At 74.7% G+C, this 24,914-nt stretch carries 20 protein-coding genes and 2 pseudogenes; 10 read left to right on the forward strand and 12 right to left on the reverse strand.

What is annotated here, in order from left to right; all coding sequences use genetic code 11:
- Positions 1–477: pseudogene (locus tag ABD823_RS27160) on the reverse strand (hypothetical protein); the annotation flags it as partial.
- 258 nt (positions 478–735) lie between these two features.
- Between ABD823_RS27160 and ABD823_RS27165 the strand changes: the two are divergent.
- A complete protein-coding gene (locus ABD823_RS27165; RefSeq protein WP_344864431.1) occupies positions 736–1,128 on the forward strand; it encodes an SRPBCC family protein in 393 nt (130 codons plus the stop codon).
- 109 nt (positions 1,129–1,237) lie between these two features.
- Here ABD823_RS27165 and ABD823_RS27170 read toward each other — a convergent pair whose 3' ends face one another.
- On the reverse strand, positions 1,238–2,479 hold the full coding sequence (locus tag ABD823_RS27170) for a PP2C family protein-serine/threonine phosphatase (RefSeq protein ID WP_344864433.1): 1,242 nt from the start codon (positions 2,477–2,479) through the stop codon (positions 1,238–1,240).
- Positions 2,480–2,672: 193 nt separating this feature from the next.
- Positions 2,673–3,851, reverse strand: a complete 1,179-nt coding sequence (locus ABD823_RS27175) for an MFS transporter (protein WP_344864435.1) — start codon at positions 3,849–3,851, stop codon at positions 2,673–2,675.
- Between the two features lie 67 nt (positions 3,852–3,918).
- Between ABD823_RS27175 and ABD823_RS27180 the strand changes: the two genes are divergently transcribed.
- From ABD823_RS27180 to ABD823_RS27190, 3 genes are all read left to right on the forward strand, one after another.
- Positions 3,919–4,953: an ROK family transcriptional regulator gene (locus tag ABD823_RS27180; protein WP_344864437.1), complete on the forward strand. Its 1,035-nt coding sequence runs from the start codon at positions 3,919–3,921 to the stop codon at positions 4,951–4,953.
- Positions 4,954–5,226: 273 nt separating this feature from the next.
- The gene (locus ABD823_RS27185; protein WP_344864439.1) at positions 5,227–6,243 is read left to right on the forward strand and encodes a lytic polysaccharide monooxygenase auxiliary activity family 9 protein; all 1,017 of its coding nucleotides are present in this window, start codon (positions 5,227–5,229) and stop codon (positions 6,241–6,243) included.
- A 102-nt stretch (positions 6,244–6,345) separates the two neighbouring features.
- The gene (locus tag ABD823_RS27190) at positions 6,346–6,900 is read left to right on the forward strand and encodes a cellulose binding domain-containing protein (RefSeq protein WP_344864441.1); all 555 of its coding nucleotides are present in this window, start codon (positions 6,346–6,348) and stop codon (positions 6,898–6,900) included.
- A gap of 130 nt (positions 6,901–7,030) precedes the next feature.
- Here ABD823_RS27190 and ABD823_RS27195 read toward each other — a convergent pair whose 3' ends face one another.
- Entirely contained in the window at positions 7,031–9,358 is a 2,328-nt protein-coding gene (locus ABD823_RS27195; RefSeq protein ID WP_344864443.1) for a WD40 repeat domain-containing serine/threonine protein kinase, read from the reverse strand.
- Positions 9,359–9,477: 119 nt separating this feature from the next.
- On the opposite strand from ABD823_RS27195, the gene ABD823_RS27200 reads away from it, so the two are divergent.
- Positions 9,478–9,954: a GNAT family N-acetyltransferase gene (locus ABD823_RS27200; protein WP_344864445.1), complete on the forward strand. Its 477-nt coding sequence runs from the start codon at positions 9,478–9,480 to the stop codon at positions 9,952–9,954.
- A gap of 113 nt (positions 9,955–10,067) precedes the next feature.
- Here the strand turns inward: ABD823_RS27200 and ABD823_RS27205 are convergent, their stop codons facing one another.
- The 5 genes from ABD823_RS27205 to ABD823_RS27225 all read right to left on the reverse strand — a co-directional run bounded on the left by ABD823_RS27205 (position 10,068) and on the right by ABD823_RS27225 (position 17,190).
- Positions 10,068–10,538, reverse strand: a complete 471-nt coding sequence (locus ABD823_RS27205; RefSeq protein ID WP_344864447.1) for a hypothetical protein — start codon at positions 10,536–10,538, stop codon at positions 10,068–10,070.
- Positions 10,539–10,658: 120 nt separating this feature from the next.
- Positions 10,659–13,052: a Tex family protein gene (locus ABD823_RS27210; RefSeq protein WP_344864449.1), complete on the reverse strand. Its 2,394-nt coding sequence runs from the start codon at positions 13,050–13,052 to the stop codon at positions 10,659–10,661.
- A 152-nt stretch (positions 13,053–13,204) separates the two neighbouring features.
- A complete protein-coding gene (locus ABD823_RS27215) occupies positions 13,205–14,917 on the reverse strand; it encodes a sialidase family protein (RefSeq protein WP_344864451.1) in 1,713 nt (570 codons plus the stop codon).
- A 143-nt stretch (positions 14,918–15,060) separates the two neighbouring features.
- Positions 15,061–16,239 carry a PQQ-binding-like beta-propeller repeat protein gene (locus tag ABD823_RS27220; protein ID WP_344864453.1) on the reverse strand — a complete coding sequence of 393 codons (1,179 nt, stop codon included), beginning with the start codon at positions 16,237–16,239 and terminating at the stop codon, positions 15,061–15,063.
- 33 nt (positions 16,240–16,272) lie between these two features.
- A complete protein-coding gene (locus ABD823_RS27225) occupies positions 16,273–17,190 on the reverse strand; it encodes a phosphotriesterase family protein (protein ID WP_425566667.1) in 918 nt (305 codons plus the stop codon).
- Positions 17,191–17,373: 183 nt separating this feature from the next.
- On the opposite strand from ABD823_RS27225, the gene ABD823_RS27230 reads away from it, so the two are divergent.
- The gene (locus ABD823_RS27230; protein WP_344864457.1) at positions 17,374–18,327 is read left to right on the forward strand and encodes a nucleoside hydrolase; all 954 of its coding nucleotides are present in this window, start codon (positions 17,374–17,376) and stop codon (positions 18,325–18,327) included.
- Positions 18,328–18,426: 99 nt separating this feature from the next.
- On the opposite strand, the pseudogene ABD823_RS34705 reads toward ABD823_RS27230, so the two are convergent.
- Positions 18,427–18,993: pseudogene (locus tag ABD823_RS34705) on the reverse strand (DUF998 domain-containing protein); the annotation flags it as partial.
- Between the two features lie 228 nt (positions 18,994–19,221).
- Between ABD823_RS34705 and ABD823_RS27245 the strand changes: the two are divergent.
- From ABD823_RS27245 to ABD823_RS27260, 4 genes are all read left to right on the forward strand, one after another.
- Positions 19,222–19,584, forward strand: coding sequence for a MerR family transcriptional regulator (locus ABD823_RS27245; RefSeq protein ID WP_344864462.1), 363 nt, complete (start codon positions 19,222–19,224; stop codon positions 19,582–19,584).
- The gene (locus ABD823_RS27250; protein WP_344864464.1) at positions 19,581–20,561 is read left to right on the forward strand and encodes an aldo/keto reductase; all 981 of its coding nucleotides are present in this window, start codon (positions 19,581–19,583) and stop codon (positions 20,559–20,561) included. The genes ABD823_RS27245 and ABD823_RS27250 overlap by 4 nt, the downstream gene beginning before the upstream one ends.
- Positions 20,562–20,711: 150 nt before the next feature.
- Positions 20,712–21,602: a sensor histidine kinase gene (locus ABD823_RS27255; protein ID WP_344864466.1), complete on the forward strand. Its 891-nt coding sequence runs from the start codon at positions 20,712–20,714 to the stop codon at positions 21,600–21,602.
- A 157-nt stretch (positions 21,603–21,759) separates the two neighbouring features.
- A complete protein-coding gene (locus ABD823_RS27260) occupies positions 21,760–23,520 on the forward strand; it encodes a bifunctional metallophosphatase/5'-nucleotidase (protein WP_344864468.1) in 1,761 nt (586 codons plus the stop codon).
- A gap of 91 nt (positions 23,521–23,611) precedes the next feature.
- Here the strand turns inward: ABD823_RS27260 and ABD823_RS27265 are convergent, their stop codons facing one another.
- Positions 23,612–24,262, reverse strand: a complete 651-nt coding sequence (locus ABD823_RS27265) for a rhomboid family intramembrane serine protease (protein WP_344864470.1) — start codon at positions 24,260–24,262, stop codon at positions 23,612–23,614.
- Positions 24,263–24,464: 202 nt separating this feature from the next.
- Positions 24,465–24,866, reverse strand: coding sequence for an SRPBCC family protein (locus ABD823_RS27270; RefSeq protein WP_344864472.1), 402 nt, complete (start codon positions 24,864–24,866; stop codon positions 24,465–24,467).
- Positions 24,867–24,914 lie beyond the last annotated feature (48 nt).

The following is a 24,914-nucleotide window of genomic DNA, read 5'->3' on the forward strand; positions in this document are numbered from 1 at the left end:
CGGGGCGAGCGCGGCCGCGGCGGCCGGAGCGGCCGGAGCGGCGGGGGCGGGGGCGGGGGCGGGGGCGGGGCGGCCGGGGTAGGTGCGCGGGGCGCGTCCTTCGATGATGGCCATGATCGGCTCCTTGGTGGGGGTGGTTTCCCTTACGTCACCCAGTACACCTGCTCGCACCCCCTCGCCCCCAGAGCCGTACGGCACCGCCCGGCCGTCCCGAAGTCCCCGTCCCGTGGGACCTTCGGCCCTCCACGCCGGCCCGGGGAGCGCACAGGACCCTCCCGGCGGCCGCGGCGGCTCCCCGTCCCGGCGCGCCTCCACCAGACCGGGCTCGCTCAGGCGCGCCACCGCCTTGGCCGCGTGGGTGTACGGCACGGCGAGCGCGTCCGCGACCGCGCGGGTGGTCAGCAGTCCGCCCTCCCGCGCCACGGCCAGCCGCATCACGATGCGCAGCGAGATGCCGGTGAAGGCGGTCAGGCGCATGTCCCTACGGTAGGCGCTCCGCACCGGCGCCCGACAGGGCCCTTTCGCAGGTCGGCGGCCCGCGGGCCCCGGCTGCCTGCGGCCGCCCGGAAGCCCCGCACCGGCCGCCTCCGGAGGATCCCGGAGCGCGTGCGGCCCCGCCGGGAGGGCGGACGGGGGGAGACGGCCGCGGACCGGTCCGACCGGAGCGGATGGATGGACCGGGTCGGCAGGGGTACGCCCGGGGATGACGTTCCCGAACCGAGGAGTGATCATCAGATGAGCGAGTACGAGCGTTCCCGCACGATGACCGCGCCGCCGGAGACGGTGTTCGACAAGGCCAGCGACGTGGACCGGCTCGACAGCTGGCTCCCCCACGAGCTGCACGTCCGCCCGGAGGACCCGCCCGCGGTGACCGTCCACGAGGACGGCACCGGCAAGGACGAGCGCGCGCTGTTCCGGGCGCAGCGCGACCAGCTCCGCCTCGAATGGGGGACGCGCGACGACGACCGCTATTCGGGCTGGCTGCAGGTTTCGAGCATCAGCGACCAGGCCAGCGAGGTGACCGTGCACCTGTCCTTCTTCGACGAGGCCCACGCCCCCGCTCGCGAGGAGATCGACCACGCCCTGGAGAAGAGCCTGGAGCGGCTGGCCGAACAGGTGCGGGTCTGACGTGCCCTGCGGCCTGGAGCCGGGGATTCCGCCCGCGTGCCGCATCCGTGTCATGCGGCACACGGGCGGCCGCCTGCGCGGCCGGGGCGCCCGGCCGCCGGGCCCTGTCTCAGACCGGGTCCTCCGAGAGCTGCAGCTTCCGCTGGCCCGCCCCGCGCCACTCCAGCAGCAGCACCGTGGCGTCGTCCTGGAGCTGCCCGTGGTGATACTCCAGGACGCTGCGGACCAGGCGGCGCAGGGTCTCGGGCACGGGCAGCCCGTCGGCGTTGCGCCGGATGATGAAGTCGGTGAAGCGGCTCAGCCCGAACTCCTCGCCGTCGCGGTTGCGGGCCTCGGTGATGCCGTCGGTGTAGAGCAGGACGCGGTCACCCGGCTCGAGCTGCTCCTGGCAGAGCAGGACGGGCAGGCCGAGATCGAGGCCGAGGGGGTGGGCGGGCGCGCACTCCAGCGTGGAGACCCAGCGCCCGCCCCGGATCACGATCGGCGGATGGTGCCCCCGGTTGACCCAGGAGAACACGCCCGTACGCACGTCCAGTTGGGCGAGGATCGCCGTGGCGAAGCGGTTGGCCCGGCCGAACTCCTCGATCAGCGCGTGCTCGACCGCCGCGCCGACGCCGATCAGGTCCGCCCCCTGGCGGCGGCTGTTCCGGCTGGCGGCCACGGCGAGGCTCGCGGTCAGCCCGGCGGAGGCGTCGTGCCCCATCGCGTCGAAGATCGCCAGGTTCGCGACGTCCCCGGCGAGGGCGTAGTCGAAGGCGTCGCCGCCGATCTCGTAGGCCGGCTCCAGCACCGCGCCGACCATGACCTCCTCGTTGGCGAAGGTCAGCGGCGGCATGAGGTTCCACTGCATCTCCGCGGCCACGCTCATCGAGCGGGTCCGCACCAGCCGGGCGTAGGAGTCGCTGTGCGTGCGCTTGCTCGCGATCAGCAGCGCCACCAGCGACGCCAGGGCCCGCATGTCCTCGTGGACCCGCTCGTCCGTGCCGTCGGCGTTGATCCGCAGCACCCCGAGGCGCTCGGTCCCGGCCAGCAGCGGCACCCACCAGCCCCCGCCGCCGTTCCCGCCCGGCCGGGCGATGACCCGTGTCTCCTGGAAGGCCCGGCCGGCCAGGGTCCCCTCGATCCGCAGCTCGTCCGCCTCCAGCTCCGGCTCCTCGTAGTAGTGCACCCCGTGCCCCGTGACCAGGCGGAGCACCTCCTGGCGCAGGTCGACCACGTAGATCAGCACCTCGCGCAGCCCGGCGTGCGCGGCGCACTCCTCGACCAGCGACGGCAGCTGCTCCAGCGCCGACAGGTGACTGCCCGCGATCAGGCCCTCCAGCATCCGCACCCGGCCCCCGGCGGTGTCCATCGCTGTCCTCCCCGCATGCGACGTCCCGGGCCCGTCGGTCTCCCCCGGAACGCTCCGCGGTCCCCGCCGGAGGCGGGCGAGAGCACGGCGGAGGGAGACGCGGAGCCGTGACGGTCCCGGACCCTTCTCCTACCCCGCAGGGTTCACCGGCACCCCCGGTCCGCCCCCGAGCGCGGCCGCCCGCCGGCGGATCTCAGGAGCCCACGCGCTGGCGGGCGGGCGCCGCGGGCATCACGGGGCGGGGCCGCAGGGCCCCCGCGAGCAGCGCGCCCGTCAGCGACACGGCCGCGATCAGGCCGAACGCGGCGGGCAGCGAGGTGGCGTCGGCCACCCAGCCGATCACCGCCGGGGCCACGAGCCCGGACAGGTAGGTGATCGTCGCGATCCCCGCCACCCCCTCCCCGGGCGTGGGCGTGGCGTTGCCCCCGGCCGTGAAGACCAGCGGCACGGTCACCGCGACCCCGAGGCCGAGCATGACGAACCCGGCCATGCCCTGCCACGGGGTGCGGGCCAGGGCGACCACGGCGCACCCGGCGGCGGCGAGCAGGCCTCCGGCGCGGACGGTCGGGACCGGCCCGAACCGGTCGACGACCAGGTCGCCGGCGAGCCGGGTGACCGACATGGCGAGGGAGAAGACGGCGAAGCACGCCGCCGCCAGGCCGGCCCCCGCGCCGGTGACCTCCTCGACGTAGACCGCCGCCCAGTTGCGGCCCGCGCCCTCGGCGAAGGTGGCGCAGAACCCGACGACGCCGATCGCGGCGATCGCCCGGGAGGGTACGGCGAAGCGGGGCGGGGCCTGCTCCCCCGGCGCCGGACGGGTGTCCAGCAGGGCGCGGCCCGCGACGGCCCCGACCGCCAGCAGGACCAGCGCCGCCACCGCGTGGTGGAGCCGCGCGTCGATCCCGAAACCGGCGGCGAGCGTGCCGGCGCCCGCGCCGACCAGGCCGCCGACGCTCCACATGCCGTGCAGCCCCGACATGACGGAGCGGCCCAGCCGCTGCTCGACGGTCACGCCCTGGGCGTTCATCGCGACGTCGCTGGTGCCCGCCGCGGCGCCGTACAGCAGGAGGGCCGCGCAGAGCCAGCCGAGCCCGGGAGAGAGCATGGGCAGCGCCAGTGCCGCGCACCACAGGGCGAGCAGGCCGCGCGTGGCGGCCCGCCCGCCGTACCGGTGGACCAGCCGCCCGGTCATCGGCATGGCGACGAAGGCGCCGAGGGCGGGGCAGAGCAGGGCGAGGCCCAGGGCCGCGGAGTCCAGCCGGAGCTGGTCCTGCAGCCAGGGAATGCGGGTCGCCAGGGTGCCGGCCACCGCGCCGTGGACGGCGAACACCCCCGCGACCGCGATCCGCGCCCGTTTCGCATCAGTATGCATGGAGCAGAAATTATCAGTTAGGTTACCTGATTAAAATTCGCCCGCCGGAGTATGGACAATGAGCACCATGAGGACCGCCACCCCGCGGACGGCGCGGGCGATCAACGACCGCCTCGCCCTCGACCTGCTGCTGGAGCGGGGGCCGCTGACGGCCCCCCAGATCCGGGAGCTCACCGGCCTGTCCCGCCCGACCGTCTCCGACCTGGTCGAGCGGCTCCGGGAGGGCGGGCTGATCGAGGTCACCGGAGAGAGCGAGGAGGTCCGGCGGGGGCCGAACGCCCGCCTCTACGGCATCGTCGCCGACCGCGCCCACGTGGCCGGCGTCGACGTGCGCCGCGGCGCGGTCGGCATCACCGTCGCGGACATCACCGGCCGGGCCGTCGGCTCCGCCGCGCGGCCCCTGGAACCGGGCGCCGACCTGGTGGAGACCGTGGCCGGCGCCCTGGCGGAGGCGGCCGGGGCCCTGTCCGTGCACACGGTCGTGCTGGGCGCCCCCGGCCTGTTCCACCCCTCCACGGGGAGCCTCCTGGCCGACAACGGCGTGCCCGGTTGGCGGCCCGACCTGCCGCAGGCCCTGCGCCGCCGGATCGGCGCCCCCGTCACGCTGGAGAACGAGGTCAACCTCGCCGCCGTCGCCGAGCACCGCACCGGATCCGCCCGGGGATGCGAGGACTTCGTCCTGCTCTGGCTCGACGACGGGGTGGGCGGTGCGGTCGTCCTCGGCGGGCGGCTGCGGCACGGCGCGTCCGGCGGCGCGGGCGAGGTCGGCTGGCTGCGGCTGTCCGGAACTCCGCTCTGCGACCTGGTGGGCGCCGCGGCCGTGCGCGACCTCGACCCCGACACGCTGGCGGCCCGCATCGCCGAGGTCGCCTTCGCCGCGGTCGCCGTCCTGGACCCCGGCCTCGTCGTCCTCGGCGGGACGACGGGGCGCTCCGGCGGCGAGGCTCTGGCCGAGCGGGTCGGCGAGCACCTGGCCGCGCTCTCCCCCGCCCCCACCCGGGTGCGCCCGAGCGCGGTGGAGGGCAACGCGGTCCTGCGCGGCGCCGTGTTCACCGCCCTGGCCGCCGCCCACCGGGACGTCTTCGGCGGCCTGTCCGGGTGACATCGGGGCGCCCCGCACGGCGTCCCCGGCGCCGGCCGCGCCCCGATGAATCTTTCATCGGATCCGGCCCGCCGCTCGCCACCGCGAGCAGCGCATACACCGCGGGAGGCGGCTTTCGGGAGTGCGCTCCGTTTACACCCTGATAACGCCGACCTAGAGTCCGATCCGCGCAAGCGCTTCGCTGCAGTCGATCGATAAGCCCGCCATCTCGAAAGGTCGGTCAGTCCAGTGCGCAATTGGCGAAGAATCGCTGTCGCCTGCGCGGCCACACTCATGTCCGCGCTTCTCGCGGTCGTCCTCGTCCCCGGCTCGGCCTCGGCTCACGGCGCCATGATGGTGCCCGGCAGCCGTACCTACTTCTGCTGGCAGGACGGGCTCAGCCCGCAGGGGAACATCGTCCCCATCAACCCGGCCTGTTCGGCGGCCGTCGCCCAGAGCGGGGCCAACTCCCTCTACAACTGGTTCAGCGTGCTCCGCTCCGACGGCGCCGGCCGTACCCGCGGGTTCATCCCCGACGGGCAGCTGTGCAGCGGCGGCAACCCCGGCTTCCGCGGCTACGACCTGGCCCGCAGCGACTGGCCGGTCACCCACCTGACCGCCGGGAAGCAGATCCAGTTCAAGTACAACAAGTGGGCCGCCCACCCCGGCTGGTTCTACCTGTACGTCACCAAGGACGGCTGGAACCCCAACGAGCCGCTCGGCTGGGACGACCTGGAGGAGCAGCCCTTCCACACCGCCGACCACCCCGACAGCGTCGGCTCGCCGGGCACCAACGACGCCCACTACTACTGGAACGCGACCCTGCCCTCCGGCAAGTCCGGCCGCCACATCATCTACTCGGTGTGGAAGCGCTCCGACAGCGCCGAGACCTTCTACAACTGCTCCGACGTCGTCTTCGACGGCGGCAACGGCGAGGTGACCGGCGTCGGCCGCGACACCACCCCCGACCCCGGCCCGACCGCGACCCCGACCAGCACCCCCACCGGCGGGCCCGCCGCGTGCACCGCCTCCTTCAAGACCGTCAGCTCCTGGTCCGGCGGCTACCAGGGCGAGGTCACCGTGACCAACTCCGGCGGCTCCGCGCTCAACGGCTGGACCGTCACCTGGACGCTGCCCGGCGGCAGCACCATCAACAGTCTGTGGAGCGGCACCCACACGGTCTCCGGCTCCTCCGTGACGGTGAAGAACGCCGACTGGAACCGGTCGATCCCGGCGAACGGCTCGACCACCTTCGGGTTCACCGCCAACGGCGGCGCCGGCTCCCCGACGCTCACCTGCACCAGTCCCTGACGACCCGCGGTCCCGGCCGGTCCTCCCTTCCGGCCGGGACCGCCCCGTCCCTCCTCCGGGAGAGCCCGGAGACCCCGTGAACGCCCGCAGAGGAGGCCCGCCGTGCCACGCGCGAAGACGACGACGCTGCTGGGCGCCGCCTCCCTGGGCACCGCGGTGGCGCTGCTCGCGGCGGCCTGCCTCGCCGATCCTCCCGAGGCCGGGCGGCCGGGCGGGCATGCGGCCGCCCACCCCGCGGCCGCGGCGGGCGCCTCCCCGCCCGCGGCCCCGTCCTCCCCGCCCGCGGCCCCGTCCTCCCCGCCCGCGGTGCCGTCCTCCTCCCCCGCCCACCCCGCCACGCCGTCCGCGGCGGCCTCCCCCCGGTGCACGGCCACGGTACGGCTGGCCGAGACCTGGCCGGGCGGCTACCGCGCCGAGGCGACGATCGAGAACCTCACCGACGAGCCCATGCGCGGCTGGTACATCCAGTGGACCTTCCCCCTCGGCACGACGATCACCCAGGCGTGGAAGGGCACCCACATGGTGAGCGGGCCCATCGGGATGATCCACGCCCCCGAGCAGGACCCCGTCCTGGCGCCCGGCGCCGCCGTCACCGGCATCGGCTTCGTCGGCGCCGCCCCCGAACCCCCGGCCTTCACCGAGGTCTCCTGCGGCTGAGCCCCGGCCGGACCCCGCGGCCCGGCCCGGCACCTCGACCGGACCCCCGTGACCCGGCCCGTCGCGGCCGGATCCCACGGCCCGGACCCCCGGGGACCGCCTCACCGCGCGGACGCGCCCCGCGGACCGCTCAGCCGAGCCGCCAGATCCGCACGGTGCCGTCGCCGCCCGCGGTGACGACCACGGGACGGCCGTCCAGCTCCGTCACCGCCGAGCCGAACACGTTGTGGTCGTGATCCCTGAACGGCTTCCCGGCGGCCTTCCCCGTGGCCAGATCGGTGACCCGCGCGGTGGAGTCGTTGCTCCCGGAGACCACGACGGTCGTCTCGCCGACCCGGGCGACCGCGAGTGTGAAGATCCATCCGGTGTGCCCGGTGATCGGCGAGCGGACCGGCCCGCTCCCGGACGCGTCGTCCACGTGGATCACCTGGTCACCGCCGGCCGAGAGCACCGCGAGCCGGCCGTCCGGCTCGGCCGTGGCGAGCGCGGAGACGTACCCGTTCTGCCTTCCGACCTCCAGCGGCTCTCCCCCGCGCAGGCCCCAGCGGAGCACTCTGCCGTCCTTCGCGCCGGTGAACACGACGGGCTCCCCGTCGACCTCGGCGACGGCCACCGCGAACACCGTGCCGCCGCGCGTGTCCCGTGTCCTCCCGACGCGTTCGCCGGTGGCCAGGTTCCAGACGCGGAGTCGGCCGTCCCCGCCGCCGACCACCGCGATCGGCTCCCCGTCCACGACGGCGGTCGCCAGCGCGTAGACCTCGGAGCCGGTGGCGATGGGCTTGCCGATCCGCTTGCCGGTGGCCGGGTCCCAGAGCCGGACGGTCCTGTCGAAGCTCCCGGAGACCACGACGGTCCTGCCGCCGAGCCGCACCGTCTCGATCTCGCCGACCCACGCGGAATGCTCGGTCATCTTCGTGGTCTGCCTGCCGGTGGCCGGGTCCCAGAGCCGGACGGTCCCGCCCTGGTCGCCGGAGGCGATGACGGGCCCGCCCCCGGCCTCGGCGACCGCGACGTCCTCGGCGCCGCCTCCGTGGCCGCGCAGGGCCCCGCCCACCTGCTTGCTCGTCCACTTCCCGACGGGCGTGCCCGGGCTGGGCAGCGGGGTGGCGGCGGTCTGCGCGGTCCCGGTGGCGGCCGCGCTCGGCGTGGGAGAGGAGCCGGTCTCCGGCGTGCCGCCGCCGCCCGAGGAGCCGACGGGGCCCGGGGAGGCGCCGCCCGCGGTCACGGCCACGGGGCCGGTCGACGGACCGCTCCGCCCCGCCGGTCCCTGCGCCAGCAGGACGGCGGCCCCGGCCGCGACGACCGCGACGGCCATCCCGGCCGCACCGGCGAGCACGCCCCTGCGCCGGGTCCCCGACCCGGCCGCGCCGCTCCCGCCCGGAGCGAGGCACCTCGGCACCGTCGGCGGCGCGCCCTGCGCGGACGGTACGGCGGGCTCGGCGCTCCCCGCGGACGGGCCGGTCGGCCATGCCTGCCCCGCCCAGGACGCGGGATCCGCCGCGGGACCCGCGGCCTGCCCCGCCCAGGACGCGGGGCCCGTCCCCGGACCCGTCCGGGGGGCCGGGCCCGCGGATCCGGCGGGGGCACCCGGCGCCCGGCCGGAGGAGAGCCCCGGTGCGGCCCCGGAGGGGAGGACCGGGGGCGTCCCGGGCCGCTCCTGCCGGATGAGCCGGAGCAGCAGGTCGGCGGCGGCGGGCCGGGCGGCGGGGTCCTTCGCCAGGCAGTCGGCGACCACCTGCCGGAGGGACTCCGGCACCCCGGACAGGTCGGGCTCGGCGTTGAGGATCCGGTGGAGCACGGCGGGGATGGTGTCGGCGCCGAAGGCGGGCCTGCCGGTCGCGGCGAAGACCGTCGTCACCGCCCAGCTGAACACGTCCGAGGCGGGCCCGGCCCGCTCTCCGGCGATCTGCTCCGGCGACATGTAGGTCGGGGTGCCGACCACCCCGCTGGTGAGGGAGGCCGAGGCGTCCAGCGCCCGGGAGATGCCGAAGTCGATGACGCGCGGGCCGTCCGGGGCGAGCAGCACGTTGGCCGGCTTGAAGTCGCGGTGCACGATGCCCGCCTGGTGGATCGCGGCGAGCGCCGTGACCGTGCCCACCGCGATGCGCTGCAGCGCCGCCCCGTCCCGGGGACCGCCCTCGGTGATGGCCTGCTGCAGGGAGGGCCCGTCGATGAACTCGCTCACCACGTAGAGGCCGGCGTCGCTCTCCCCGGCGTCGAGCACCCGGGCGGTGCAGAACTCGGCGACCTGCCGGGCCACCTCGATCTCCCGGACGAACCGCTCCCGGGCCGACCGGTCCCCGGCCAGCCCGCGGTCGAGCACCTTGACCGCCACCCGGTCGCCGCCCTCCGCCTGCCCGAGGTAGACGACCCCCTGCCCGCCGCGGCCCAGCCGGCCCAGCAGCCGGTAGGGGCCGATCTGCGCGGGATCGCCCGCCCGCAACGCCGTACCGGCCATGATGCCCTCCCCGCCCGTGGCGGCCGTCCCGCGGCATCCGGGAGGAACCGCACGTGCGACCAGCAGACTATCCCGACCGGCCGCGATCCACCCGGAACGGTCCCTTCTAGAATCTCCGCATGATCCGTCCCGCAACGCCGGAGGACGTCCCGGCGGTCATCGACATGATCCGCGGACTCGCCGAGTACGAGAAGGCCCTGGACCAGGTCGAGGCGACCCCCGAGCGGCTCCACGAGCACCTCTTCGGACCGGCCCCCGCCCTGTTCTGCCACATCGCCGCCGAGGGGGAGCGGATCGCGGGGTTCGCCCTGTGGTTCCTGAGCTACTCGACCTGGCAGGGCCGGCACGGCATCTACCTGGAGGACCTCTTCGTCCGCCCCGAGCACCGGGGTGCCGGGCACGGCAAGGCGCTGCTCGCGGAGCTGGCCCGCATCTGCGTGGCGCGCGGCTACGGCCGCTTCGAGTGGTCGGTCCTCGACTGGAACTCCCCCACGATCGAGTTCTACCGGTCGATCGGCGCGCGGGAGGTCGAGGGCTGGGACAGGTACCGCCTCACCGGCCCGGCGCTGGAGGCCCTGGCCCGCACGTCACGCTGACCGCGCCCACCGGGCGGGAGCCCGGGCCGGGGACGCCCCCGCCCGGACTCCCGATCACCCGGTCGGAGCAGGAGCCGGGCTCCGCCGGGAGGCGTTCACCTACATCCTCACCGTCAGTGCAGGGTGTGCTTGCACATGCTCTCGCCGCCCTCGTTGGTGGCGACTTCCTCGCCGTCGACGAGGATGCGGCACTCACCCGGCACGAGCTTGCCGCCCGAGTCGCGGAACGAGCCGGGGATGATCGAGATCAGGACCCCGACCTCCTGCTCGGCCGGGGTCAGTTCGAGCGTCACGGTCTTCTTCCACGGCAGGGTGGCGTCCGACTCGGTGCCCTGATCGCCGGCGATGTAGACGATCGGCTGCATGAGCTTGCCCGTGCCGTCCACCTCCAGGGTGACCTCGCGGGTCTGCTCCTGCTTCGCCGGGGGTCCGGACGACTGCGCGGACGGCTGACCGGAGGCGGGAGGGGCGGCGGGGGACGGCGCGGACGAGGAGGTCCCATCGGCGCCGCCGCAGGCGGCGGCGGTCAGCGCCACCGCCGCGAGCAGTACAGGGAACCGTCTGTTCACCATCGACTCGATCATGACGGCCAAGGGTAGCCGCCGCGGCCCCCGGCCGCCGCTCCGGCCTCCGGAACCGTACGGCCCGGCCCGCCGGACACGGGATCCGGCGGGCCGGGGGCCGTCAGGCCGCCGCGGGCCGGGTCACCGGCCGCCGGAGCCGCCGAGCCCGGCGCGGCGCAGGGCCTCGGCCATCGCGCCGCCCGGCACGTCGCGCTGCCCCCCGCGCTGTCCACCACGCTGCCCGCCCTGCTGCCGGCCGCTCCGGTCCTGCCGGCCGTCCCCGCGCCGGTTCCCGTCGCCGCCGCGGTCGCGCCCCTGGTCACGGCCCCGGTCCCGGTTCCGGTCGCCACCGCGGCCCTGGCCGGACCGGTCGGGACGCGCGTCGGTCTCGTCCTCCAGGCGGAGGGTGAGCGAGATGCGCTTGCGCGGGATGTCGACGTCGAGCACCTTCACCCGGACGATGTCGCCGGGCTTGACCACCTCGCGCGGGTCCTTGACGAAGGTGCGCGACATGGCCGAGACGTGGACCAGGCCGTCCTGGTGCACGCCGACGTCGACGAACGCGCCGAACGCCGCGACGTTGGTGACCACGCCCTCCAGCACCATGCCGGGCGCCAGGTCGGAGATCTTCTCCACGCCCTCGGCGAAGGTCGCGGTCTTGAACGCCGGGCGCGGGTCGCGGCCGGGTTTCTCCAGCTCGGCGAGGATGTCGGTGACGGTCGGCAGGCCGAAGGTGTCGTCCACGAAGTCCTGCGGCTTCAGGGAGCGCAGCACCGCGGTGTTGCCGATCAGCCGGGTGATCTCGCCGCCGGTGGCCGACAGGATGCGCCGCACCACCGGGTAGGCCTCGGGGTGCACGCTGGAGGCGTCGAGCGGGTCGTCGCCGTCGGGGATGCGCAGGAAGCCCGCGCACTGCTCGAAGGCCTTCGGGCCGAGCCTGGGCACGTCCTTGAGCGCCCTGCGGGAGCGGAACGGGCCGCACGCGTCGCGGTGGGCCACGATGTTCTCCGCGAGGGTGGAGGTGATGCCCGACACCCTGGTCAGCAGCGGCGCCGAGGCGGTGTTGACGTCCACGCCGACCGCGTTCACGCAGTCCTCGACGACCGCGTCGAGCGAGCGGGAGAGCTTGGTCTCGGCGACGTCGTGCTGGTACTGGCCGACGCCGATCGACTTGGGGTCGATCTTGACGAGCTCGGCCAGCGGGTCCTGCAGGCGGCGGGCGATGGAGACCGCGCCGCGCAGCGAGACGTCCAGGCCGGGCAGCTCCTGCGAGGCGTAGGCGGAGGCGGAGTAGACCGACGCCCCGGCCTCCGAGACCACGACCTTGGTCAGGCCCGGGACGAGCTTGACCAGCTCGCCGGCGAGCTTGTCGGTCTCCCGGGAGGCGGTGCCGTTGCCGATGGCGACCAGCTCCACCGCGTGCTCCCTGGCGAGCTTGGCGAGGGTGGCCAGGGACTGGTCCCACTGGCGGCGCGGCTCGTGCGGGTAGATCGTGTCGGTCGCCACGACCTTGCCGGTCCCGTCGACCACCGCGACCTTCACGCCGGTGCGCAGGCCGGGGTCGAGGCCCATCGTCGGCCGGGTGCCCGCGGGGGCGGCGAGCAGCAGGTCGCGCAGGTTGGCGGCGAAGACCCGGACCGCCTCGTCCTCGGCCGCCTGCCACATGCGGGTGCGCAGGTCGATGCCGAGGTGGACGAGGATGCGGGTGCGCCAGGCCCAGCGCACGGTGTCGGCCAGCCACCTGTCGGCGGGCCGGCCCTGGTCGGAGATGCCGAAGCGGTGGGCGATGGCCGCCTCGTAGGAGCCGGTGGGCTCCTCCTCCGGCTCCAGGGTGAGGGTGAGGACCTCCTCCTTCTCCCCCCGGAACATCGCCAGGACGCGGTGCGACGGCAGCTTGGTGAAGGGCTCGGCGAAGTCGAAGTAGTCGGAGAACTTCGCGCCGGCCTCCTCCTTGCCCTCGCGCACCGCCGCCACCAGCCGGCCCCGGTTCCACATGCGCTCGCGCAGCTCGCCGACCAGGTCGGCGTCCTCGCTGAAGCGCTCGACGAGGATGGCCCGGGCGCCGTCCAGCGCGGCGGCGGCGTCGGGCACCTGCTCGCTGACGAAGGCCGCGGCGGCGGCCTGCGGGTCGGTCCGCGGGTCGGCGAGCAGGGTGTCGGCGAGCGGCTCGAGCCCGTTCTCGCGCGCGATCTGCGCCTTGGTGCGCCGCTTGGGCTTGTAGGGCAGGTAGATGTCCTCCAGGCGGGCCTTGGAGTCGGCCGCCATGATCTGCGCTTCGAGGGCGTCGTCGAGCTTGCCCTGGCTCCGGATCGACTCCAGGATCGCCGTGCGCCGCTCCTCCAGCTCGCGCAGGTAGCGCAGCCGCTCCTCGAGCGTGCGCAGCTGCGCGTCGTCGAGCATCCCCGTGGCTTCCTTGCGGTAGCGCGCGATGAACGGCACCGTGGCCCCGCCGTCGAGCAGCTCCACCGCGGCCTGCACCTGCCGCTCGCGTACGCCCAGCTCTTCGGCGATCCGCTGATGAATAGAAGTCGTCACGATCTTCTTCCCCTAGTCATGGACGCCCCAAAGCTACCGCGTGCCCCGGCGGCCGGACGGCCCGATGCCGTACCGCCCGCGGACCGGCCCGCCGCGGCGGGCGCCCGGACCCGGGTCCGCTCCTCCCCCGCGGCCGGACCCGGGACGGCCCGTCACACCTCGGGCAGGGCCGGGGTCAGGCGGGTCCACTCGACGGTGGCCGCGGCCGCGTTCCCGCCGGGGGTGCCGGTCACCCAGTGCGTGACCTGCGGCGTCTCCCGGCTGTTCTGGACCACCCAGGAGGCGCCGGTGTCCGCGCCGTCGCGCCGCAGGCGGGCCACACCGGCGCTGTCCACGGTCACCCGCCAGGTGGCCGGGCGCCCGGCGTCGTCCGCCGCGTGCACCCGCTCCCAGACGGACGAGCCCTTGCGCATGGTCCAGACCCCGCCGCGCTGCACGGTCAGCATCAGCCGCCGGGCGCCGTCGGCGACCTTCGCGCCGAGGCAGACGCCGGCGCCGGTCCGGGGGTCCAGCACGCTGTCGTCGTCGATCCGGCCGCGGAACTCCAGAGTGAAGTCGCAGGCCAGGCGGATGTCGAGCGGGCAGGTCGCCCAGCTCGCCGCCGTCCCGGCACTGCGCAGCAGGAACCCTCCGGCGGCGGTACGGCGTGCGCCGCCGCCCAGCTCCCAGCCGGCGGTCAGCAGGTCGCCGGCGGGCGGGTCGCGGGTGATGTCGAGCCGGGCGACCCTGATGTTGGTCTGGTTGTGCTCCCAGACGACGAAGAACCGGCCCGGCTCGTACTCCTCGGCGCTGGGGTAGACGTCCCAGCCGCGCGCCGCGCCCCGGGTCAGCCGCCTGCCGTCGGCGAAGAGCCGGCCCGGCCCCCACGGCTCGCCGGGCCGCCTGACCTTGTAGTGCAGGACCTCCCGGTACTGGTCCGGCCTGCTCTCCGAGGGCCCGGTGAACGGCCCGGCGAACGTGTTGTAGATCGCCAGGTGGCGCCCGGCGGAGTCACCGGCGAAGAACGTCTTGACGTAGTGGTTCGGCAGGTCCTCGTCCAACGTCATCGGCGTCCAGGTCAGCCCCGCGTCGGTGCTGGCCGCGGTGGCGCAGTGGGCCGTGTGGGTGCGGTAGCGCGCCTCGCGCTCGGCCGCCGACGCCCCGCCCCGCAGGTCGAGGGTGCGGGTCACCATGACGAGCGTGCCGGGGTCGTGCTGGGCGACGGCGAGCTGCGGTTCCTCGACCGCGACGCCGGGCGGGTTCTCCGCCAGGGCTCCGGAGGTCCAGGTGCTCAGGTCCGCCGAGCGCAGCACCCCGGCCCGGGTGGTGCCGCCCGCCTGCCGCCAGTACGGCACCAGCCAGAGCCCGCCGTACCGGAGCGGTTTCCCGGCGACCACCACGCCCCGGCCGTTGGCCGGAACGTCCACGGTGACCGGGACGTCGGTCCAGGTCAGCCCGGCGTCGGTGCTGCGCTTGACCGTCAGCTCGGTGGGGAAGCCGTCCACGTTCCCCGCCCGGTCCCGGTCCTCGCCGACCCGGATCAGGCCGAGCAGCGCGTACAGGGTGCCGCCGTCGCGGAGGAAGACGACGTAGTGGTAGCGGCGGGTGGCGGTCGCCCGCGCCAGCACACCCGTCGTCCAGGTCGCGCCGCCGTCCTGCGACCTGCCGTACATGATGGAGCCCTGGTCGGTCGGGGTGGGGTCGCGCGCGTCCCGCACGCCCGCCCGCCAGCCGACCACCAGGCGCCGGGCGTCCAGGACGGCGATGTCGGGGACGCGGTTCCCCTCGTGGGCGAGCTCCCCGGCGGGCGTCAGGGCGACCTTCCCGTAGACGGTGACGGGCTCGCCGACGTGCATCCCGACGACGTCGCTCTCCGGCCATGCCATGGCCCCAGCCAACCGGTGGAAGGTGGCCGCGGCGTTGCCGGGAGGTGACCGCCGGCCGTCCGCCGGGTCCCTCCTCGCGCCGGGAGCGCCGCCGCGGTGCTCCCGGACCGGGCGCTCCCGCGAGGGGGACCCGGCCGCCCGCGTCAGACCAGGCGCCGGATGTCTCCGTAGGCGCGGTAGAAGCCGTCCTGGGCGGAGGGCCGCACGCCCTCGACGACGTAGCGGGCGCCCGCCTCCCGCACGCCCTTGGGGAACTGCACGTTCCATCCGGAGTCGTAGCCCTCGCTGACCACCCGCACCCGGAGCCGGTCGCCCTCGCGGACGCACTCGACGACCACGCCGCCGCCCGCGTCGACGGCGATCTGCGAGGCGGTCTCCAGCGTCACGGCCGGCTCCACCGCGGCCAGGCCCGCCGCTGCCTTGACGTCCACCGGCTCGGGGACGGTGCCGGCCTGCGCCGCCCCGATCGCGGCCTCGGTGGCGTCGATGCAGGCCAGTGTGCCGTCGGTGGTGACGATGTAGAGGCGGTCGTCGAGGTACTGCATCGAGAAGGCCGAGCCGCAGCCGGTGCCCAGCTTCCACAGGCGGGTGCCGTCGGCGGCGAAGCAGTAGATCGAGGAGTGGTTGTCCCCGGCGAAGACGTAGCGGCCGCCGGGGGCGGTGGCGCAGGAGAAGACGGTCGCGTCGCAGCGGTAGACCGCCTCGGTGGCGCCGTCGGACTTGCGGAGGCGGTGCACCGCGCCGTCGGAGGTGCCCGCGTAGACCGAGGCGGCCTCCTGCCAGCCGAACAGCACCTCGCCGCGCAGGTCGGCCCGCCAGGCGGGGGTGCCGTCGGCGGCGTCGTAGCGGGCCACGCCCGTGGTGGTGCCGTGGTAGACGGCCTCGCCGTCGCAGCGGACCATCCAGGCGTACTGCCCGTAACCGGTGCGCGCCCACTGGAACTCGTCCTCGTGGTCGATGGCGGTGATCCGCCCGGCCCGGTCGGAGACGCCGAGCACGCCGTCGTGGATGTCGAGCCAGTAGATGTCGACGTCCTCGGCGATCTCGTAGGCGACCCGGGGCACCTTGCCGCTGAGGTCGTAGACCTTGCCGTCGTCGGCGCCCGCGTAGATCCAGAAGTCGTCGGCGACGATGCACTTGACGCCGTCGGGCAGCCGGAAGCGGCCGGTGACGGTGCCGCCGTGGGTGACGGTGTAGACGTCGCCCCGCTGGTTGCCGACCCAGCAGCGCTCGGCGTCGACGAAGACGCCGAAGGCCGCCGCGCCGCTGGCGAAGCGCCACAGCACCGGCGCCTGCTTGGCGGTGGAGCGGGAGCTGACCACGCTGCGCCGGGTGACCGGGCGGGCCGGCGGCCGTCAGGAGAAGTACCGCCGCGGGTTCCCGACGAGCATCTGCTCGATCTGCGCGTCGCTCACCCCGGCCTCGCGCAGCGCCGGGAGCACGTCGTCGTGGATGTGGTCGAAGCGCCAGTTGGGCGCGGCCTGGCTCAGCGTGCCGTCCCAGGCGTCGCCGAAGTAGTCCATGAAGCAGGCGGCGTCGTGGCTGAGCACCATCCGGTCGGCGTAGCCGCGCTCGCACAGCGCCGCGACGGTCGCCACCCGCTGCGGCGTCGGATTGTACAGGTCGAGCCCGAACCGGTCCATGCCGAGCGTCGCCCCGGTGTCGGCCAGCCGCATCAGGTAGTCCAGGTCGTTGCTGTCGCCGGCGTGGCCGACCACGACCTTGGTCAGGTCGACGCCCTCCTCGGCGAACAGGCCGAGGGCGGGCAGGCCGCTCCGCGTGGACGAGTCGGTGTGCACGGTGATCGGCGCCCCGGTCCGCAGGTGCGTGCGGGCCACCGCGCGGCAGATGCGCTCGACGCCGGGGGTCAGCCCCTTGCTCTCGACCACGCACCTGAGGAAGGCCGCCCGGACGCCGGTGTCGGCGACGCCCTCGGTCAGGTCGCGCGCGAAGTCCTCGACCATCGGCTCGGGCATGTCCAGCAGCAGGCCGGGGCCGCGGTGCTCGTACTGGTGGGGGATCGCGTCGTAGGAGTAGAGCCCGGTGGCGACGACGACGTTCAGCTCCGGCACCTGCTCGGCCACCCGCTGGACCCGCGGGAGATAGCGGCCGAGCCCCCAGACCGCGGGGTCGACGATCGTGCGCACGCCCTTGGCGGCGACGTTCCGCAGCTTGGCGACCGCGTCGGCGACCCGGAACTCCTCGTCCCACCAGGAGCCGCGGCCGTAGTTGTCCAGGTGCTCGGTGGACAGGACGAAGACGTGCTCGTGCATGAGGGTGGGGCCGAGGTCGGCGACGGGCACGGGGCCGCGCACGGTCTCCACGGTCGGGCCGGTCCCGGAGCTGGCGTTCGACGACGTGCGCACCCTCCACACACCCGTTTCGTACCGACTGGTCGGTTCATGCGAACGTAGGGCTGTGAGGCGGATCACGTCAACGGGTGTACGGTGCCGTCCATGGCGCCCACCAAGGTGATCGTCGACTGCGATCCCGGCGTCGACGACGCGCTGGCCCTCGCGTTCGCCCTCGGCAGCCCGGAGCTGGAGGTCCTGGGCGTCACCACGGTCGCCGGGAACGTCTCCCTGGAGCGCGCCACCGGCAACGCGCTCCGGCTACGCGAGTTCCTCGGTGCGCACGGCGTACCGGTCGTGCCCGGGAGCCCACGCGCGCTGGTGCGGGACGGCCCGGAGCGCACCGGCCGCGCGCACGGGCCGTCCGGCCTCGGGGCCGCCGTGCTGCCGGAGCCGCTCCTGCCCGCCGCGGACGGCCACGCCGCGGACTTCATCGCCGAGACGGTCCGGGACCGCCCCGGCGAGGTCGTCCTGATCGCGATCGGCCCGCTGACCAACGTGGCGCTGGCGCTGCGGCAGGAGCCGCGGGTCTCCGAGTGGGCCCGCGACCTCGTCGTCGTGGGCGGTCCCCCCGGGCCCGCCGCCCCGCCGGGCGCCGCCGGGCCGGACCCGGGGTTCAACCTGGCCGCCGACCCCGAGGCCGCCGCGGTCGTGTTCGGGGCGGGCCGGCCGGTGACCGCCATCGGCCTCGGCGTCTCCGCGCGGGCCAGGGCGGGCCCCGCCGTACGGCAGCGCATGCGGGCGCTGGGACGGCTCGGCCGCGAGCTGCTCGTCCCGTGCGTGGAGTCCTACGGCCGGGCCCGCGGGGACGACCCCGCGCAGGGGCCGCCGGTCCACGACGCCTGCGCGGTCGCCCGGGTGGTCGACCCCCGGGTGGTGCCGGCCGTACCCGCCCGCGTCACCGTCGACACGGGCGGGCCGGAGACCGCGGGCACGGCGGTCGCCGTCCGCCACCCGGACGGCCCGGCGAACGCGCTGGTCGCCACCGGCCTCGACGCCGGCCGCTGCTGGGAGCTGGCCCTGGCCGCCTACGGCAGGCTCGCCGCCCGTCTCGGCTGAGCACCCGGCCCCGTGCGGCCGCCCGCCGACGGCCAGCACCAGTCCGAGCAGCACCAGCACCGCGACCTCGGAGACGACCACCACCCGCTGGACCACCCCGGCCGGCACCCCGGCCGGCTCCATGCCGAGCATCCGCACCGCGTACGGGACCACCACCAGGACCAGCACACCCAGCGAGAGCAGGCTCAGCGCCCTCACCGCCCGGGCGTACGGCCGGCCCTCGTACCGCCGGGCCAGGATCAGCCCTGCGGCCGGCATCGCCAGGAAGGCGGCGAACGCGGCGTAGCGGTGGATGCCGCCCGACATCGACAGCGGCACCCCGGGCCGGTCGGTGGGGAAGGCCCCGACCAGCAGCATGCACAGCCCCCAGAGTCCGACGAGCAGCGCCGCCTGCCGGTCCTCGCCGCGGCGGGCCAGCAGCACCGCGAAGGCCGTCGCGCCCACCGCGAAGAGCGTCAGCGAGGTCGGCAGCAGCCAGCCGTCCGGCTCGAACGCGTACTCGCTGATCACGGTGTGCAGCGGATCGAGGCCCGCGGCCACGTGCAGCCCCAGCATGGACAGGGCCCCGGCGCCGATCGCCGCGTAGCCGACAAGCATCGTCCTGGTTCCCGAAGTCGCTGTGCTCGCCATGCCCCAACGATCGCCGCGGGCCAGGTCACGGGCCATCCGAGATGATCCCCAAGCGGCCCTGAGCGACCCCGGAGGGACACCCGCGGCAGGTACGGGACGCCTCAGGGGGACGCCCTCCGGGGCGGGCCGGTGAGCTGCGCGGACGCCCCCGGGGGTAGGGCCCTCCCCCTCAGGGTGCGGGGACGGGGAGAGGCCCCGCCGACCGGCGGACCGGCGGCGGGGCCGCTTGACTTGGAGTGCGCTCAAAGGTGCACGGTGGTGCCCATGGGCATCACCATCCAGGAGGCCGCGCGCACCTCGGGGCTGAGCGCGCACACGCTCCGTTACTACGAGCGGATCGGGCTCATCCACGAGGTGGAACGCGACGCGGCGGGCCACCGCACCTACGCCGGTTCCGACCTCGCCTGGCTGGAGTTCCTGACGAAGCTGCGCACGACCGGGATGCCGATCGCCGACATGTGCCGCTACGCCGCCCTGCGCCGCCAGGGACCGGAGACCGCGGCCGAGCGGCGGCGCATGCTCGAGGTCCACCGCGAGCGGGTGCGGGAGCGGATCGCCCGGCTCAACGAGGACCTCGCCGCCCTCGACCACAAGATCGATTCCTACCACGCCATGGAGATCACATGAACAAGCGACGTCTGGGCGCCGCAGGCCCCGAGGTGTCCGCCATCGGGCTCGGCTGCATGGGGATGTCGGAGTTCTACGGCCCGGCCGACGAGTCCGAGTCGATCGCCGTCATCCACCGGGCGCTGGAGCTCGGGGTGGACTTCCTCGACACCGCGGACATGTACGGCAGAGGCCACAACGAGGAACTGGTCGGGCGGGCGATCGCCGGCCGCAGGGACCGGGTGGTGCTGGCCACCAAGTTCGGCATCGTCCGGGGCGACGACCCGGCCGCGCGCGCCATCGACGGCCGCCCCGAGTACGTCCGGCAGGCCTGCGACGCCTCCCTGGGCAGGCTCGGCGTCGACCACATCGACCTGTACTACATGCACCGCCGCGACACGCGGGTGCCGATCGAGGAGACCGTCGGCGCGATGGCCGAGCTCGTCGCCGCGGGCAAGGTCGCCCATCTCGGCCTTTCGGAGGTGAACGCCGAGACCCTGCGCCGGGCGCACGCGGTCCACCCCGTCGCCGCGCTGCAGAGCGAGTACTCGCTGTTCACCCGGGGCATCGAGGAGGAGATCCTGCCGGTCGCGCGGGAGCTGGGCATCGCGCTGGTGGCCTACTCCCCGATCAGCCGGGGCCTGCTCGGCGGGACCCTGCCGCCGGCCGAGCAGCTGCCCGACGGCGACTTCCGCAGGCACCTGCCCCGCTTCACCGGCGAGAGCGGGGCCCGCAACGAGGAGCTCGTCGCGGAGGTCCGCAAGATCGCCGACGAGGTGGGCTGCACCCCGGCCCAGCTCGCGCTGGCCTGGCTGCTGACCCGGGGCGAGGACGTCGTCCCGATCCCGGGCACCAAGCGGCTGCGCTACCTGGAGGAGAACGCGGCGGCGGCCGGCATCACGCTGACCGCCGCCCAGGTCGCCGCCCTGGAGACCGCCGTGCCCAGCGGCGCCGTGCGCGGCGACCGCTACGCGGACATGTCCTCCGTGGAGAAGTGACCGCGTCACCGGCGGAGCGGCGGCGGGCGTGAGCGCGGACGGCGGGAGGAGGCCGGGGACCGTCCGTCCGCGCACCGTCGAGGCTCATCCGGCTCGGTATCCGCCCGAAGGTGGATTTCATGGCCGAAGATCCGTTCTACCCTCGACCTCATGGGTCACCGTCCGCCTCCCGCCGTCGCCGAGTGGCTGCTCGCGGTGGCCGGCACGGCCGCGTTGGCCGCGGTCGCGTGGCCGTCCGGGAGCGCGGGGCCGGGTGAGGCGGCGGTCGCGCTGGCGGCGTGCGCCACCGTGGTCGGCGCGGGCGTGACCGCACGGCGCCACCGGCGGCTCGCGCTGCGCGCGCGGGAACTCGCGGTCCAGGCGGAGGAGCGCGGCGAGCTGCTCGCCCGGGAGGCGGTGACCGAGGAGCGGGTCCGGATCGCCCGGGAACTGCACGACGTCGTCGCGCACAGCGTCAGCGCGATGGTCATGCAGACGGGGGCGGCGCGGCTGATGCTCGATCCCGGCCAGGTCGCCCAGCGCGAGGCGCTGAACGTGGTGGAGGAGACGGGGCGCGAGGCCGTGGAGGAGCTGCGCCGCATGGTCGGGCTGCTCCGCACCGGCCGGGAGGGCGGGGGGCTCTCCCCGCAGCCCGGCCTGGCCCTGCTGGACGACCTGGTGGAGCAGGCGCGCGCGGCCGGGCTCGACGTGTCGCTGACCGTCGAGGGCACCCCGGCGCGGCTCCCGGCGGGCCTGGACCTGTCGGCCTACCGGATCGTCCAGGAGGCGCTCACCAACACGCTCCGGCACGCCGGTCCCACCCGCTCCCGGGTGACCATCTCCTACCGGCCCCGGGCGCTCTGCCTGGACATCGTCGACGACGGCCCGCGCGACGGCCGTATCCCCGGCGCCCCCGGCGGCGGGTCCGGTCACGGCCTGGTCGGCGTGCGCGAGCGGGTCGCGCTCTTCCACGGCCGCCTGTCGGCCGGCCCCCTGCCCGCCGGAGGGTACGGCGTGCGGGTCTCCCTCCCGCTGGCCGAGCGGATCACGGTGTCCCGGTGACCGCCTCCGCTCCGGTCGCCGACGACCAGGCGACGATCCGCCGGGGACCCGGCGCGGCCCGCCCGGCATGCCTCCGGGCGGCCGGTGAGGGACATCCGCCCGACCGGTGAGCGCGCCGTGACCGGAGAGCGACCTGATCTGGTTACTCTCCGGTCACATGCACAGTAAGAAGCTCGCCGTCGTCGGCGTGGCCACGGTGGCGGCGCTGGCCGCACCCGCGGCCGCCTCGGCGTCCTCCCCCGCGAAGACCGTGACGGTGACCGTGATGGGCACCTCCGACCTCCACGGCAACACCCTCAACTGGGACTACTTCAAGAACGCCGAGTTCACCGACAGCCGGAACAACGACGTCGGTCTCGCCAAGGTCTCGACCCTCGTCAATCAGGTCAGGGCCGAACGCGGTGCGGACCGCACCCTGCTCTTCGACTCCGGTGACACCATCCAGGGCACCCCGCTGGCGTACTACTACGCCAAGGTCGAGCCGGTCCACGAGACCGGGAAGCTCCACCCGATGGCCCGCGCGATGAACGCCATCGGCTACGACGCGGTGACGCTCGGCAACCACGAGTTCAACTACGGCCTGCCGCTGCTGGCCACCTGGGTCAAGCAGATGAAGGCCCCGGTGCTCGGCGCCAACGCCGTGCACGCCAGGAGCGGCCTGCCCGCCTACCGGCCGTTCACCATCAAGACCATGAAGGTCCGGGGCGACAAGCCGATCAGGGTCGGCGTGCTCGGCCTGACCAACCCGGGCGTGGCCATCTGGGACAAGGCCAACGTCGAGGGCAGGCTGCGCTTCACCGACCTGGTCGCGACCGCCAAGAAGTGGGTGCCGGTCATCCGCGGCCTCGGCGCCGACGTGGTCGTGGTCACCGCGCACGCGGGTGACAACGGGATGTCGTCCTACGGCGGCGACCTGCCGATCGAGAACGCCTCCGCCCTGGTGGCCGAGCAGGTCCCGGGCGTCGACGCGGTGCTGTTCGGGCACGCGCACAACGAGGTGCCGGAGAAGTTCGTCACCAACAAGGTCACCGGCGAGCAGGTCCTGCTCTCCGAGCCAGGCAAGTGGGGCCAGCGGCTGAGCGTGCTGGACTTCCGGCTCGCCAAGAAGCGCGGAAAGTGGACGGTCGTCGGCAAGTCCGCGACGCTGCTGAACACCAACACCGTGGCCGAGGACCCGAAGATCGTCGCGCTCATGAAGGAGCAGCACGAGACCACGGTCAAGTACGTCAACACGGTCGTGGCCCAGTCGAAGGAGCAGCTGTCGGCGGCGGAGTCCCCCTACAAGGACACCGCGATCGTGGACTACATCCAGAAGGTGCAGGCCGAGACGGTCGCCGAGGCCCTGGAGGGCACGGCCGACGCCTCCCTGCCGGTGCTGTCCATCGCCGCGCCGTTCAGCCGGACCGCGGTCTTCCCCGCCGGGCCGGTCAGCGTCCGCGACATGGCGGGCCTGTACGTCTACGACAACACGCTGATGGCGGTGAAGCTCACCGGTGCGCAGCTGAAGGAGTACCTGGAGTACTCCGCCAAGTACTTCAACCAGATCGCCCCCGGCGCGCCGGTCGACCCGGCCGCGCTGACCAACGCCGGCGGCACGCCCGACTACAACTACGACCAGCTCGCCGGCGTCACCTACGACGTCGACGTCGCCAAGCCGGCCGGGCAGCGGATCACCGGCCTGTCCCACCAGGGCCGGCCGGTCACCGACGACCAGCAGTTCGTGGTCGCGGTCAACAACTACCGGCAGTCGGGCGGCGGCGGCTTCCCGCACATCACCACCGCCCCGGTGGTCTACAACGCCCAGGTGGAGATCCGCCAGGCGCTGATCGACCACGCCGCGGCGACCGGGACCATCGACCCGGCCGACTTCGCCGAGGTCAACTGGAGGCTCACCCGCGACGGGGTGCCGCTGTTCTAGCGGCACCCGTCTCGCGGGCGCGGAGAGGGGGCGGCCGGATCCACTCGGCCGCCCCCGCTCCCGTCCGCCTCCCGCCGGCGGGCCCGCGCGTCTACAGCCCCAGGTCGTCCAGTTCCTTCAGCAGCGCCGACCGGGAGTCCGGCGGCGCCGCGGGGGCCTTCTTGCGGCGGTCGCGGAACAGCCAGCCGCCGACGAGGCCGGCGAGGAAGCCGAACAGGTGGCTCTGCCAGCCGATGCCCTCCTGGGGCAGCAGCCCGGTGAAGGTGGGGGTGAAGCACAGGGCCATGACCACGCCCACCACGATGTCGATCAGGTGCCGGTCGAAGAGCCCGCGCACCAGGATGTAGCCGAAGTAGCCGAACAGGACGCTGCTCGCCCCCGCACTCGTGGTGCCCGCCTCCACCGTGAGCCAGGCCCCGAAGCCGCTGATCGCGATGACGAAGCCCGTCATGCCGAGGAACTTGGCGACACCCCGGTAGGCGGCCAGGAACCCGAAGATGAACAGCGGCCCGGAGTTGGCCTGCAGGTGCTCCCAGCTCCAGTGCAGGAAGGGCGCGGAGACGATGTCGGGCAGACTGGAGAGGTCGCGGGCCACCCTTCCGTGCTCGTAGGCCAGCTCGTAACCCGACAGCCAGTTGGGGATGTGCAGCGCCCAGATGAGGGCCAGGAAGCCGACCATGACCCAGAACGCCTTCCGGGCCTCGTCGACCATGATCTCGGCCGTACGGCCCTCGGTTTCCACTCCGTGCCTCCCCGGCTGCCCGCGATCCGTCCGCCGGGACAGTATCGGGGCCGCAGATCACGAGCAGGCGGCGGACGGCCCTCCCGCGGGAGGGATCCCGGGCCGCGGGGCCAGGCCGACCCGGGAGGAGGGGACGGGCCGGCCGGCTCCGGACACCGCTCGTCCCAGCCGGGCGGTGAGCACCCCGGCCCCGGACACCCGCTCATCCCAGCCGGGCGGTGAGCACCTCGGCCCGGGCGAGCTGGACCTCCCGCGCCTTGCGCGCCGCGAAGGTCAGCAGCGGCCGCGTCCACGCCTGCACGACGAGGGTGTCCTCCACGTCGGTCCCGCCGCCGGACTCCGTCAGCCGGAAGCGGTAGTCCAGGCGCACCCCGCCGGGGCTGACGACCCGGCCCTCCACCCCCGAGGGCGTGCCGCGCAGCGTCACCTTGATCCGGTTGTCGTACTTGACGAGCTTGAACAGGCGCAGCCGCTCCACCGCGACGTAGCGCGTCTCCTCCTCCGCCCGCTCCACGTCGTGGACCGCCACGACCAGCGGCGAGAGTCCCACGTAGCTCTGCGGCTGGCTCAGGTGCGCCCGGAGTGCGCCCGGGCTGTTCCGCACGTGAAAGGTATGTCGCAAAGTGACCTTAGGCACCGTCTTGCCCCCATA

The sequence above is a fragment of the Planomonospora alba genome, from assembly GCF_039534085.1.
GTDB classification, from domain to species: Bacteria; Actinomycetota; Actinomycetes; order Streptosporangiales; family Streptosporangiaceae; genus Planomonospora_B; species Planomonospora_B alba.